The organism is Gordonia sp. 852002-10350_SCH5691597, from assembly GCF_001665715.1.
GTDB classification, from domain to species: Bacteria; Actinomycetota; Actinomycetes; order Mycobacteriales; family Mycobacteriaceae; genus Gordonia; species Gordonia sputi.
The window spans coordinates 1-14,813 of the sequence record NZ_LZMO01000043.1 but is presented as its reverse complement, the minus strand read 5'-3'; the positions used below and the strand labels follow the sequence as shown (position 1 = coordinate 14,813).

General features: G+C 62.8%; 5 protein-coding genes and 1 pseudogene. 1 reads left to right on the top strand and 5 read right to left on the bottom strand.

Annotated features, from left to right (window positions below; translation table 11 throughout):
* Positions 1–223: pseudogene (locus tag A5777_RS03245) on the top strand (IS256 family transposase); the annotation flags it as partial.
* A 75-nt stretch (positions 224–298) separates the two neighbouring features.
* On the opposite strand, the gene A5777_RS03240 reads toward A5777_RS03245, so the two are convergent.
* From A5777_RS03240 to A5777_RS03220, 5 genes are all read right to left on the bottom strand, one after another.
* Positions 299–2,107, bottom strand: a complete 1,809-nt coding sequence (locus A5777_RS03240; RefSeq protein WP_064861600.1) for a UvrD-helicase domain-containing protein — start codon at positions 2,105–2,107, stop codon at positions 299–301.
* The gene (locus A5777_RS03235) at positions 2,104–4,251 is read right to left on the bottom strand and encodes a UvrD-helicase domain-containing protein (RefSeq protein WP_064861599.1); all 2,148 of its coding nucleotides are present in this window, start codon (positions 4,249–4,251) and stop codon (positions 2,104–2,106) included. The genes A5777_RS03240 and A5777_RS03235 overlap by 4 nt, the downstream gene beginning before the upstream one ends.
* Positions 4,251–10,499, bottom strand: a complete 6,249-nt coding sequence (locus A5777_RS03230) for a DEAD/DEAH box helicase (protein WP_064861598.1) — start codon at positions 10,497–10,499, stop codon at positions 4,251–4,253. The genes A5777_RS03235 and A5777_RS03230 overlap by 1 nt, the downstream gene beginning before the upstream one ends.
* A complete protein-coding gene (locus A5777_RS25195) occupies positions 10,496–10,918 on the bottom strand; it encodes a hypothetical protein (RefSeq protein ID WP_231894924.1) in 423 nt (140 codons plus the stop codon). The genes A5777_RS03230 and A5777_RS25195 overlap by 4 nt, the downstream gene beginning before the upstream one ends.
* Positions 10,919–11,130: 212 nt before the next feature.
* The coding region (locus A5777_RS03220) for an Eco57I restriction-modification methylase domain-containing protein (protein WP_064861596.1) at positions 11,131–14,813 on the bottom strand (3,683 nt) is incomplete at its 5' end.

The following is a 14,813-nucleotide window of genomic DNA, read 5'->3' as shown; positions in this document are numbered from 1 at the left end:
GTCGACGTTCGCGACCGTGCGGCTACGGACCAAAGTCACCAAAGGCCCCGGATCCCGCGCGGCCGGCATCGCGATGGCCTACAAACTGATCGAGGCCGCGCAGTCGAAATGGCGGGCGGTCAACGCACCACATCTGGTGAAACTGGTCCGTGATGGCGCCACCTTCGAGAAAGGCAAACTCGTCAAACCCGACGCCACCTCAGGCACCCAGGAGGCCGCCTGAAAACCGCTCATCCACAGGTCTTGACAATATCTCGAGGAGTTGAGGAATTGCCGCGCAGGCTTAACCGACTGGCTCTCACGGCGCGCGCGGCGTCACCAATCCGAAAACCCTGGGTACCAACCACAAACCCGACGAGCCCAGTCCCGCATCCTCGGTCAAACGGGGGTCTGCGGCGACGGTTTCGACCGCAACCAGGCGAAGACCTTCGATCACGGCGCCGTCCCAGCCATCGCGGAAGCGATAGCCGAACTCGTCAGCGACAGCACGTCCGAACCACTCATTCGTGATTCCCAACTCGTCTCCGGCTCCAGTGCGCAGAACGAAGACCGGTACATCGTCTGTCGAGTACACCGGCTCTACAACTCCTGTGACCACTTCACCCGGCGACGCGTCCGTCAAGGCCCGCTGCATGTCCCGCACACGGGCGGCGTCTCCGGACAATGGTCGCCCGGCGAGCACATCCCCGGACCCGAACTCAATCGCTGCGCTGTACTTCTTGCCCTGCTTGCTCTTGCGACGCTCTCGTTGTCGTCCGTTGCGCTTGTCGAACCACATCCACCCGGTCGGAATATCAAGGACTGCCACCTCATCGCGCGCCCGGCTCAATGCCACATACTTCTGACGCAATGCCAGCCATTCGTTCTCATCACCCATCGGACTGTTCGGGTGCACGAAGAAGGCACGTTCGAACTCGAGCCCTTTGGCACGGTGAATCGTCGACACGATCACCCGGCATTCATCGGGCTCGGTCAGCGTCAAAGGAATCGAGCCCGTGGCAATCAGACTGCGCACGCGAGGCAGGTTCAGCTGATACATCGTGCGGGAACGTCCCTCAGCGCCCTTCAGCAGGTACCACGCCTCTTCACGAAGCCGCTGCGCGAGTTTCGCCTCGATCACCGATTGGACGCTGTCCCGGTCTACTTCCGGCCCGGCGAAGTCTTCGAAGATGCCCGCGATCCACCGGGCCGCGCCGAAGTCACGGGCCTGTCGACGAACCACGTGATCCACTCCCTGTTTGGTGAGAAACTGCGAAATACGCAGTACCTCACCGTTTGTCGCGCATAGCACGGCGGTGCGTCCGGATTCCGGTTCGGCGAGGAACTTCCAGTTCTTGATCACACCCGAATGGGGCAAGGTCTTCTCGAACTGTGCGACCGTCTCCGCCGCGTCAGCCTCGCGCTGGCCTCGCAGCTGATTCCCCAGGCCCACTACCCCAATTGGGAACTGCCCCTGCGCTCGGTAATTCCGCGCCAACGTCACCGTCTCAGCGCCGAACACGTCCGTGAGCTGAGCGGCGAATTCGTCCGACGTGGTCTTGCTCCGCGAGGCCTTGAGAGTGAAGTCGTAGATGCCCTGCAACGGATCTCCGAGGGCGGTGAAGCCGGCCGACTCCGGGATCCGACGGAGTAGCGCCAGAATCATTTCCGCCCGATCGCCCACGAGATCTTGGACCTCGTCGAGTACGAGGTGCTGGAGATCCTCGATCCCCTCGACCTCGTCCGAGTCGTCAACCAGCAGCTGGGTCGCCTGCCGAACTCGATTATCGAAGTCTCCGATAGGTTCTCGTCCGTTCTGCGACAACAGGTATGACGCCAGTGAGTCGAAGGTGCGTACGTCGGTACGCGCGATGTCGTGTCCTTCGAGCCTCGTGCGAACAGCGTGTACCGCGGCTCGGGAGAAGCTGAGCACCATGATCTCGGTGGATGCCGAAAGATCTTCTTCCTCCACCAGGTATTGGATACGCGACGCCACGACCTCGGTTTTGCCCTGGCCCGCACCGGCGATCACCAGCAAACGCGCGTCAGCGGGCGCCTCGGCCACGGCTCGTTGAGAATCGTCGAGTTCGAAGGCCGTCCGCTCGTGCGTCTCGCTGGACTCGGTCATGTCAGAATTCTCGCGGGCTCACCCACGTATGTCACGGCCATCCGCTCGCGCGCCCGGGAGCCTGCGACATAGAGCACGCTGCGAAGTTTCTTCAGTTCGCGTTCGAGGTCGTCGCCCTTCTTGCGTGCAATATACGCGGGTGGGAAGTCGTCTTCCCCCAACCTCGCCAAGACCACACCGCGATACTCCAGGCCTTTGGCCCGGTGCATCGTCATCACCCGGACGGTATCTCCCAGTTTCTCCTCGGCCGTGTTCGAGCCGACTGCCGTCGCTTTGATCCCGTCGGCGGCCAATGCATGCACGATGTCGTCGACATGGCGCTTCTCGTAGGTGAAGACTGCGATGTCGGAGGCTCCCAAGCCGTCGTCTTCCCACTTCCGGATGAACGCTGCGATTCCCAAATTCTCGGCAGTGACGTTGCTGAACCCGGCGATCTCAGGCGCAGGACCTCCGAAGACCGATCGAGAGCCCTGGAGGTTCTCGGAGTCGACGTCGAGATCGTCGACGTCAGGATCGGCCACCTGAAGGGTCCACCACAGGATCTCGCGACTGGTGCGGTAGTTGATGGTCAGTCGACGTGAGCGTCCACGCGTCTCAATTCCGTAGCGCGACAACGGAGCCGGGCGACCGTAGATCCGTTGGTGAGCGTCACCGACGATGAAGAGGTCGTCGGTGTCGGGCTTGACCAGTGCGCGCACCATCTTCCAGTGGGCGGGATGCAGATCCTGGGCCTCGTCGATGATGGCAAATCGGTACCCGAACTTGTCACGCAGCTTGGGATCGGCAGTGAGCACTGATGCAGCGCGCGCGGCGAGTTCGGTGAAGGTGATCAACCCGTCAGCGCGCATCAGGCGTTGGAAATGCTCGATCACTTTCCACACGTCGGCACGTTGGGGACGAGAGAGTCGTTGGGAGCGGCCACTCCGGGCCACCCGGAGATATGCGGTCTCATTCTCGATCGAGTTCCCCAACACCACCAGGGACCACTCATCGGAGAGGAATGCCGGCTCCCAGCCCTCGTTGGACTGCTGCGCGGCGACCGACCACAGCTGGGTGACCCGTGAATCGCCGTCGTGGACCAACGTCGAGGAGGTGACCAGAGCGCGACCAGTGTCGGTGGACGCGACCACCTTGCGTGCGAGTGCGTCGACGTTCAGGACCTCCACCCGTTGGGTGATCTCCTTGCCGGCGAGTTCGACGAGCTGCGCCTCGATGGCGCGCACCAGGTTTCGCGTATAGGTGGTCAACAACACCTTGGCGCCGCTGTTCTCCTCGCCCAGCCGGTGAGCGAGGTGACGGGCGCGATGCAGCGCAGTGACTGTCTTCCCGGTGCCGGCGCCGCCGGTGACCCGGAAGGGACCGTTCCACCCATCGTGGGTCGCGAGCTTGCGTTGCAACGGGTGCAGCCACACACGCCATTTGGCGAAGTCACCTTCGAGTACCGCCCGGAGCTCGGCCTCGTTCTCGCCGGCAGCAGCGGTGAAGTTGAGCTGGGAGATGGGGCGCTTGAGTGCCTTCTGGATGTCGTCGGGGTCGACGGGGCCAGGTTCATCGATCGCGTAGGAACTCCATACTTCATCGGGACTCTTCCCGAATGCGAGATCGAGCACCGCGTTGGCCTGGGTATTGGGCAATGCTTCGGCGATTGCGAGAAACGCCTTCTCACCCACCACCTTGGTCAACTTCTCGGCGAGGTCCGCCTCGACTCCGAAACGTTCGAGGTCGATCGGCTTGACCGTTGAGGGCATGAAAGGAGCGTCGGAGCCCGTTGCGGGAGCCTGGGCCTTACCAATCGCCTCCTCGAGTGCCACATGGTCGAACAGCTCTGCAGCTCCGGTCTTCTTGTTGACCTGCAGGGTGACCTTGCCGGCGAAGTCGTAAGCGTCGTCGTGGGTCAGGACCGAGATGAGGTACAGCGACGAATCGCCGCCGGGGTCCACGAGAACCGCTCGGTAGTTGTCGTTGACGCGGGCTGTTCGAATGTACTTGTTGGCGGCCCCTTTGGGCTTCTTGAAGTCCAGTCCGGTGGCGTCCGGGTCTTGTTGGAGCTTCACCATGAAGTTGAGAACTTTGCCCTTGATGCTTCCATCGAGTTTGTCGTAGGAATCCTGGAACATCTCGTGCATCTGCACGTATCTCGTCATCACTGTCCTCCTGCCACCGCACCGACAACATCGTCCACCACACTGCCGTCGGGCCAGTTCGTCATGCGGAACACACGCCAACCGTTTTCCTCGAGCCACCTATCCCGGTCGTCGACGTTATCCGTCACGACCGCGATCCGTGGTTCGTCCCAGCCGAGTTCCACCTGCCAGATGGATTGGTCGGGGCCGAGCTCCATCCCGACCTCGGGGATGGCGGCCCCGGAATTCGCGAGACTTTCTACCAGGTCGGCCACAGCTGGGTCGGCGTACTCGTGAACGATCTTCCATTCCCCCGGGAGCGGAGTGACAATATCGGTTCGATCTGCCGATGTAGTGGCCAGCGGCAGAGACATTGCCAGAAAATCTGGAAGTGATCGTGTCGTCCAGATGGCGGCCATCCGCTGGGGCAGCAAGTCACCGAAGTGTGGAAGTGATACGAACTGAAGCAGATTCGCCCATCGGAGCCAGGCTCGCCATTGATTGTCGTGCATCTTCCCGCCGACGGCCTCGTCCGAGTCATCGAGGAGCGTGAAGACCCCGAGCGTGGATTCGAAATTCTCGGGATCGGCGCAGATCAGGATGGGCAGGCCACTCAGGCCGTGTCGCGGGACCACCATGATGGTCCCAGAAGCGTCAGGATGCGTGGATGTACCGGCTGCGACATCGACGAGGATCTTCGCGAGTTGCCCCGGCCCGGTAAAGATCGGCTCGCCGGAGCCGTGTTTGTCCGACGGGTTCACCAGTGCCAACGCGGTCGCCGTGGCGCCATCGCCCCAGACGTCGGCGTCGGGATCGGCGAGGTACTCGATGAGCAGCTCGATCGGGTTGTCCCACAGGTACTTGATCCGCGGGTCGGAAACCTGATCGGCGGCAGCGTTCTTGACGTGCTGGTGGACGATGTCCTGCGACCGATTCTTGGCGTTGCCGGTTTCGAGTGCGGTGACGTCGTCCCACGCGATCGACCAGACGCGAGTGTCGTCGCGTCGGAGCGCGTCGCGTTTACGGGCATCATCCGCGGTGCGATTGTGCTCGACGCTCGCGTGAAACTGTTTGCCGTCGAGGTAAATCGCGACGTCGGCGGTCTGGGCGTCGACCCTGGTGAGCAAGAAATCCGGCTCGGTGGCGACACCGGCGGCGACCACCTGGACTAGCGGCCGCATACGCCACCGTCGGGGTTGCTGGTCGGGACCGGGTATGCGGATGTCGAGTTCTTCGCCGTTGGTACCCATCGAGATCTCATACGACGCACCCGAACGGCTCTCGAGCAGATGCTTCAACAGTTCCCGGAACCGGATCTCCAGCTCGCTGAGTTGAACGGCACCGATGTCGATCCCGGTGACTGTCCCTATCCGCTCGACCTGCCATTCGCCGAGAAAGTCCTCGAGAAGCCTGAGGGCGGATTCACGTGAAGCGTGGGTCATGTCTCGTGCTGGCAGAACTCCGTACAGGCATCGGTGGCAGGCGCGGAGTTCTTCAGTACGACAAGGGCATTCGGCGAGCGCATCCCGGGCGAGGGTGAGGATGTGGCGCATGCGGTCGGGTTCGCCGAATCGGTCAAGGTATCCGGTGCCGCCCGGCACGGTGTCGTGCAGGACCAGGAAGCGGCGGGTGACTCCCTCGTTGTCGGTCATGCTGGACGCCACCACCGAGAGATGCTGAGGGTCGCCGCCGAAGTCCTTGCGCAGTCCGAGGAGCAGCGCGCCCTTGAAGGAGGCCAGGGTGGTTTCGAAGTTCAGCAACGACACGGGGAGGAGGAGTCGAACCGCTTGGGTACGCAGTTCGTGAGAGAGCAGGAGCCGCGTCCATGTCTCGGTGCCGCCGCGCCGGGTGATGCAGTAGCCGCGGTGGCGGACATCTTCGGTTCGGGTAGAGCGTGATGCGACGACGCCGCAGTGTTGGCAGGTGGTGAAACCGGGTGCGTTGCGTTCGTCGCCGGCGATGGTGAGGGTCTCACCGGGAGCGTCGCCGTATCCGGTGTTGATGGTTCGGATGGTGGCCGTTCGTGCGTATTCGGCACCGAAGATGGCGTCGGTGAGTCGCCAGGCCTGCGCGATGTCGTGGGGTTCGATGTCGACGCCGGTGACGGTTCCGAAGAATGTTCGGGTGCGGTCCTCGGTTTCGTCGTCGATGAGGACATCGTCGAGGCGGTGGACCGCCGACACCTTACGTAGTTCGAGGACGTTGTGCACCGCGCCGGAGTCGGCGACCGCCCCGGAGTGACACCGGGGACACATCTGCACGACCTCGGGTGTGGTTGTACCCCAACCACAGTCCGGGCACAGACGGGTTCGGCGCCAGTGGGGTTTGGTCGACGGTCCGATGTCCATGGCGTCGATCTCGACGCGCTTGCCACCCGCGTAGAAGTAGGCGCCGGGTGCGAGTTCGGTGAGGGCGGTGGCGCTGCCTCGCTCATAGGTGAGATCGAGTGCTTCGGTTTGGGCTTGGCCGCCGGGGGTACCGGTGGTCCACCACAGATGGATGTCGAGGGTGGTCGCGTCGTCGAGGAGGTTGTAGTTCGGAAGGAGCCCGACACCGGACAGTCCGGTGAGGGTTTCGATGCTGCCGCGGTCGTAGAGTTGTTCACTGAGTGCTCTGAATTCGCCGGCGCAGCGTTTGTGGTCTTCCTTCTGGGCGTCGTCGAGGTGTCCGTGTTTGTCCAGTGCCGCAATGGTTTCCGATAGTCCGCTCATGCGGGTGCGGATTTCGTCGGTGTCGGAGATCCAGCGGGCGGCGGTCTCGGCGGCGAGGTTGCGCATTCCTCCTGCGGCGAAGTCCCGCAGATGTAGGCGGGCGTCGTCGGAGATGTTGTCGCCGAAGAGTGCGGAGAATTCGGCGGTCAGGGTGTCGGCGTGATTGACGCAGGTATCGACCACCGAACGCAGCCAGTGCCCCTCGTCCATGCCGTGGTCGAGGCATTCGGTGAGCTTGGTGGGCATGGGTGTTGTGATCGGAAGGTGTTCTCCGGCAATCTTGTCCAGGCAGAAGGCGAGGTACTGGCGTTGCAGGAGTTCGGTGGCCTCCAGGTACGCCCCTGGCGGCATGACCTCTCCGGCGATGAGGTTCTCGGGTTGTGCGAAGTAGTAGAGGTCGCGCGGCGAGGTGGGTACCGCGGCGAGGACGAAGGCGTTGCCGGTGGATCGTCCGGCTCGTCCGACTCGCTGAAGGTAGTTGGCCGTCGACCGGGGCAGGGAGGCCAGTGCGACGGTGCTGAGATCACCGATATCGATGCCGAGTTCCAGGGTGGGGGTGCAGGCCAGGATGTTGGGGTCCGATGCGGAACCGCCGACCTTGAACCGGGTTTCGACCTCTTCGCGTTCCGCGCGCGCGAGGAGGCCGGTGTGTTCGGCGCTGACGATGCGGCGGATGCGGCCGCTGCGGTACATGCTCCGGTAGAAGTTCGACTCCTCCACCGCATCGGGTTCGAGTCGGCCGGTGCATCGCATCCGGGGGCAGGGCGCTCCGTGCCAGAGGTCGAGTCGGTTCCCTGCGGCGGGTTGGACGTGATTACACGTCGGGCATTCCAGGCGGACGATGTCGGATGGGTCGAGGATCACCGCTTGTGGTGTGAGGCCGTAGAGCTGTGATCCCTTCTCGCCGGATCTGCGGGCCAGGGGCCCGGTATCACTTGCCAGCTGGTCGACGACCCCGAGCAGGAGTGCTCTCGCCTCCCCGCTGGTGACGCCAAGGCAGCGTTTGGTCCAGTCGGTGAGCCACGATTCACCACGCGGGCTCAGCGATTGGAAGTCGGTGTCTCCGGCGGGCCCGGTGGTGTAGAAGGACGGGGCCGGTCGTCCGCGCGGGAACTTGGGCATGCCGTCGGTGCTTCCACCCCAGATGGACCACCGTTTTCCTTCCTCCTTGAGGTAGGTCGCGAGCCAGGGGTGGATGATCCCGCCGCCGATGCGCAGGTGCTCGAGTACTCCGAACAGCCAAGGGCGATACACACTCTCTGCGAGGGGGCCGCCGAGGCTCAGTTGCGGCAGGTTTTCATGGATGTCGTGGCTGAGGCCTGCGTAGGAGTCCAGATCGACGTCGATGTCGACGGCGAGCGATGAGGTCAGTTCGAGAGTGCGGCCGGTTCGAGAGCCGAGGCCGGCTTCGAGGTGTGCCTGGAATGCGAGGCGGGTTGCCAGCAACGATCGGAGCGGTCCGTTGTCATGGTCAAGCCAGTCGGCGTCGTTGGTGAGTCGACGACTGAAGTCGGGTGGGGTGAGGGCATACAGTTCATCGATGGCCGTGGTGTCGCCCAACACTGCTCCGGCGTCGGCCAGGGACAACCGGTCGTCGCCGACGGCACGGAACAATGCCGAGCGGAAGTTGAAGGCGAAGGCGCGCCCATCGATGAATGCGGCGCGGTGGGCGGCGTCCTGTACGGAGTCGGTGAAGACGAGGGTTTTCTTCTCGTCGTCCGGGAGGACTTGCGAGCCGAATTCGGTGGTGAGACCGACGCTGAGGAGGGTGGCGACACTGGAGCCCATGTAGCGGACGGCGTTTCGGGCGCCACAGGATGGGCAGACCTCGTTGGCGGCGTCCTCGTCTGTCGCGGTGATGTGGACCGCGATGGTGCCGGTTCCGGGTGCGGCGTGGAGTTCGAGGGTTTCGGGGTCGAGGTGGCGCACGCCTTCTTCGTCGGCAGTGGCGGCGAGCAGTGTGCGTGTCTTGGCGCGGCTGCTTGAGCGGGCGCTGTTGCGCCAGATGGCAGACGTCTCGCCTGCGAGGTTGTCGCCGAGTTCGGTGGTGGCGGCCATCCAGCCGGCTCGCCCACACACGCGGCAGTATGTGGCGGGCAGGAGTCGCTGTCCTTCGACGGGCCTGTCGTGCCACCAGCGGAATTCGGGCCTTGGGCCGACTGCGCGCATCATTCGGCTGAGTTCACGCACCCACGTTTGCACCTGGACGTTCACGAGTGGTCGTAGCGCTCCGGTGTTGTCGGAGGTGCGTGCGATGGAGATGAGGGCAAGGAACCGGAGGAGTGCGGTCTGGGCTTCTCCGGGATTGGTTGAGTTGTGGACGCCCCACGGCAGGATGCCTGCTTGCGCGACGCCGTTCACCGCGTCGGCAACGGTCATGGGGGCGTCACCGAGGACGTCGATGACGACGCGGGTGAGGAAGTGGCTGCGGAGGGCATCACCTATCGCGACCGGATCGCTCAGATCCGTAGATTGTGCTGCGGCAGAGCCAAGGATCGCCTCTGCGAGCGGCATCCAGGTGGTTGGGTCGTCGCTGACCGGGGCCGGGACCGCGAGGATGTCCTCGACGGACGGGATGTCGAGGGTGAAGTCGACCTCTTGGACAACGTCGGTCGCGCCGAGGGACGTCTCGCCTACGAGGGAGTCGGGACCGAACGTGGTGCCGAACACGGTTTCGGCGAAGGTCCGGAGGGCGACACTCTGGGTTCCGCCTCCCAGGGTCGCGGATGTCGCGACGGGTGTGATCCGGCCAAGTGGGCCGCCTGCGCCGGCCACGCCCACCTTGGCCCCGAGGCGGCGGATGAGCATGGCGACGTCGGTGCCCTGAGCACCGTCGTAGGTGTGGAATTCGTCGAGGACGAGGTACTGCAGGCTGAGAGCCGCGTTGGCCCACAGACTCGAATCTGCCCGGCGCAACAGAAGCAGATCCAGCATGCGGTAGTTGGTGAGCAGGATGTCCGGCGGGTTCTCACGCAGGGTTTCGCGGTGGTCGACAAGGGCGTGGCGGCTCGGCTGTTTGCGTTTGCCGCTACCACCGATGTAGACACCCGCCGTCACGTCCGCCAGGCGATCATCGTCGTGGATGTACTGTGCCAGACGGCGGGCTTGGTCGGTGACGAGGGCGTTCATCGGGTACAGGATGATGGCCTTGATGCCCTTGTCGCCGCGTGCCGCGGCGCGGCGGCAGTGGTCCAGGAGTGGGACGAGGAAGGACTCGGTCTTTCCCGATCCTGTGCCGGTGGTGACGATGGTCGGTTGCGCCGCAGTGCCATTCGTCGACAGCCGTCGAAAGGCTTCCGCCTGATGCTGGAAGGGTCGAAAGCCTCGTGGCATCCACTCCAGTGGTGAGACCCATCCGGTTCCGACGGGCTGATAAGGCGTACGGATCTTGAGGTAGGGACCGCGGAAGATCCCAGTCTGCGAATCGGCCAGGAACGTACGAAGCGCCTGTTGCGCTTCGGGATCCGAGAGCGCGAACGTCGTCGAGAGGTACTCGACAATCGAGTCCTGGGTCTCCAACGCAAGCAGCGATGGGAGGCTCGGATTCGGTGCGGTCATTCGCCGGTGGCCAATCGCTGTTCGAAGTCGGCATACGCGGCGCGCATCTCGGCTTCACGGTCCGGCTTGTAAAACCACGGTTCTTCGTGGTCGTCATCGGGCGCGAACGGCGTGTATCGCTCGAGCAGGTCGCCGCACTCCTCGCCGTTCATCCATGCCTGGAGCAGCTTGTAGTCGTCCTTCTGTTGGTGAACTCCTTGTGCGTGGTGGTCTTTCGCGATCTTGCGCCCGTTCCAGTCGAAGTACATCTCGTACTCGTATTTGCGAAGCACCGGGAATTGCGCGCGGAACATCAACGCAAGGTGTTCAGCGGTCACACCCAGCATCAGCGCCGACAGTGCATCGATCTCGACGAGCGCTGCGCGACGCTCGAAGTCGGTGCGGAGTGGAGTCTTCATCGTCCACTTGCGTGCGCTCACTCCGAGTGGGTCCAACAGTGAGCCGAATGATGCGGTCCACGAATCGTTGGTAAATTCCTTCTCGTACAGAGCATCCCAGAGTTCTGCGTAGTCGCGCGTCAGGCAATTCAGGCGCAGCGTGCGAAGGAGGAGTTGTTGGGCTGCTGGGTGATCAACTGGGGCAGGGAACCGGTCGACGACTTCTGTCTGCACATGCGGGCGGCCGCTGACCTTTACCAGGTAGTCGTACGGAAGTGACGCCCACAATCCCGCAACAAGTGCGGTCTTGCGTACATCGGAGAGCCCGTCAGGGCTCGACAACTGTTTACATGTGCCACACCCGGTCTGACAAGGGCTGCGTGCAGTGATCTCTCCAACCCCGGTTGGGTCATATTCCTCCACGCCACCCGCCAGAAGTCCGTCGCGGGCCGATCCCCCCACTGCGGGATGCCGGCGTCATAGGTGTCGCGGTCGCAGGCGCGCTGATAATTGGTTCGCGGGATCACCGATTCTGGGAGGGATTCGAGGTCGAAGAGTGTCCAGTCCTTGTTGGACTTGCAGGGGACATTAGGTTGGCGAACCAGCGGCGTCGCAGCGGTGAAATTGGGTCCTTGGTAAACGACCTCCGACCAGGACGCCGGAGTGGAAGTTCTCCATTCGATATATCCATCACGCTTGCCTTTGTCTTCGTCGAAACACCGCGTCCACCTATATCCAAGGTCAGCCATTCTGCGGTCCTGCAGCGCCAGCGTTCTCAACACGTCGATATGGTGCCGGGTCAGCGGCCGTAATAGCCGAGCCTCCACCGCCGTGGTCCCGGGAGGATCGAAGAGATTGGCCCACTCACGTAGAACACGCTCATCCACGATGCTCACACGTGATGGGTGGGGCCGCAAATCCCATCCTCCCCAAGCGAACTGAGTTCCAGGAATCTCGCCCACTCCATCTTGCGCGGCAAGCGATGCGTTAACCGTCGATGGATCCTGAATAGTACACATGTTTAAGAATCGAACGGGTCCATCTGCGCCGTATATTGAAATACCGAAGGATATGTTATTGTCGACGTCTTCAAAAAGAAGCAGGTTATTCCCAAACTGCCAGTGGCGCCGCAACCGATGGTAGGTCGACCGCCGAAGAGGAGCAGCCTTTGGATCAGTGAAATGTGTCTCGGGGTGAATGAGTCCGGCCACGCTACGCCCACCGGAGTTCCTCCATACACGTTCCATGAAATTGGTGTACAGATTGGTCTGAACGCCCGCGAGAACAGGGTGTTCAACTGTGGATCCAAGCGATTCTGCCATTCCAGCCCAGGCAGCTAGGTCCGCAATATAGCTGCTAGCCGCGTTCGGCTCAGCCAGTACTCGTGCGCGTCGCTCGCTAAAAGACCTCGCTGGGATCTTTTCTTGCAGGAGAAAGTAAGGGTCTATTTCCGCCAGTGTTACGTCATCGAGCCATTTCGGCCGTACCCACGGCGGATTACCTACCTGCAGATCGAACCCACCCCTATGAAAGATCTGAGCAAAGTCCAACTCCCAGTGGAAGAATCCCTGATCTTGCGCGATCCCACGCGCCGTTCCCAGCCACTGATGGCGGAACACCACATCGAGGATGGATCGCATGCCGGAAAACTCTCGATCCCGCTCGTCGATCTTCGCAAGTTGCTTGTACCCCTCGGCGAGATCTTGGAATGAGCCCTGGTCCTTGTCGACCTTCTTGATTCCGGCGGCTCCCAGCAGCTCTTCGAGCGTCACAATCCACTCATCGAGATCCGGCGGGCCAGGATGACCTTGCTCGTCGCCGGTGCCCGATCCAGTCAGCGGCCAGAACCACAATGCGCACCACGCATCCATGGCCAGACGCAGCCGCTCGTACGGACCTTCTGGGTTGTGTAGATCTTCCTCTACCTTCTCCCGAGAAACCGCGTCCTCAGTCGTTGGAATCTCGGCTCCCCAGACATCGATATGCCGGGAGATCTGTTCCTCGCTGATCTCCATACGGCGTAGCACCAACGTCCACAATCGTTCCACACGCGTCGCCAACGCGCGGAGACGATCTGCTTGCTTCTGGCTCGGCTTCTTGGTGACGCTCTTGCGCCATTCACGAAGTGCCGCCGCAGCTTCCGGTGCCAACTCCTTGGCCTGCTTGGCATCCGCGACTGCGGCCCAACCCTCGGCGGGAAGTAGGAAGTGGTGGATCTCGCCGTCGCCGATCGCGCCCTCTGACAGCGGCCGGTCGACGGGTGGGGTCTTAAGCCAGCTCTTCTTGGCGCGACCGAGTGCGGAAAGATCGTATGTGGCGCGCCGCGCACCGATAAGGGAGTTACCGCGTCGGAGGTGCAGACCGAACCACGGTGCCTGCAGTCCGCTGTGCATCACGTTGAGCCACAACGAGACCTCGGCGAGCTCGACGGCAGTGGAGTTGAGGTCGACACCGTAAGCACGGTGCAGCGCCAGGTATGCCTTGACCTTCTGGAGTTCCTCGGTGTACTTCTCCGGCTTGATCGGCTCTTCGAGTTCGTCCTGCCTGCGCTTCAAGTACTCCGCGGCCAACTGGTTGATGGCCTCGTTGAGGAACGCACCGCTGCCCAGCGCCGGCTCACAGATGCGGTATTCGAGGATGTCCTGCGCGCACGTGTCGTCAGTGATCAGTTCGGCCAGAGCGTGTTTGACGACGCACTTGGTCAACACCTCGGGGGTGTAGTACGAGGCGCTTCGCTGGCGGTCCCGGCCCGAAAGGCGATAAACGAAGCTGCCCTTGGCGTGGCGGACGATGTCCCTGCGGCCGGTGAGCCGGTCCTCGCGCCAGACGATGTCTTTCTCGTCGTAGTCGCCGGACTTGCTGGAGGGAACCAGCCATGATCCCTTGTCGGCGTTGCCGTCTTTGGCCACCTCCACCATGTCGTCGGCGGCGATCAGTCCGCTATAGGACATCAGTCCCTCATACACAGCACCGAGCTGGTTGATACCCAGCTGCGCGTAGGAGATGTAACCACGCTGAGAACCCTTGCGCTTGGACGGCTTAGAGAGCAGCAGAAGGTTCAAGACCTCCTGCAGCACACGGTTACTGATCCGCATGCCCTCGCCGTCGACGAGCGGTGTCTTCGCAGGGTCGAACAGGTCGGAGCGTAGGGGCTCGAAGACGAGGCCGTCAGTGTCGCGTCCACCACGGTTGTGGCCGGTGTTGACGAGCCTGAACAGCAGGTCGAGGGAGTCATGGAGATGGTGTCCGTCGGCGGAGCGTCCGGTGAGCGGGACCTGGACGAGTTCACGCAGCCGATCCAGTCCGTAGCCGGATTCGTATTCAGGTGTTCCGACCGGGAGCACTCCGAGTTCGGGTCGTGCCTCGGCGAAGAGGAGGAACAGGATTCGGTAGAGGAACCGCAGCGACTGCGTCGTGAGATCTCGCGGTAGTTCCGGGATACCTTCGACAGCGAGGCCCTTTTCGCGGCGCCGCGTGAGCACTTCGTTGGCGATCTTCTCGATCGAGATTCTGAGGCCTTCGCGGAGGTCTTCGCTGACGCCCACGGCGTGCTTTTCGGAGCTCTCGGTATAGCGGTCGAGTTCAGCCTTGCCGTCATCTTCATCGGGTAGAAGAGCATTGGCCGACCACAGGCCGGCATGCCAGGACAACTCGCCATTGGCCTTGTCGTCACGCCGGTCCAGGGCGGTGGCAACATCGAAGGCCAGGTAACGGCCCTCTGACCATCGGGCGACATCGGTGAGGAGCACCACGCTCCCTGCGACCACCATCAGGTATCGGGGCGCGTCGTCGCTGACAAAGACCTGTGTGATCGCTTCGCTGACCCCGCACAGGGGTTGGAGTTTCTCGCTGCTCTGGTGGATGGTCAGGGGTTCCACCAGTTCGGCGCCGCCACCGAACAGGGCGTCGGCGTTGTCGACGGGGTATGCCTGCAGGA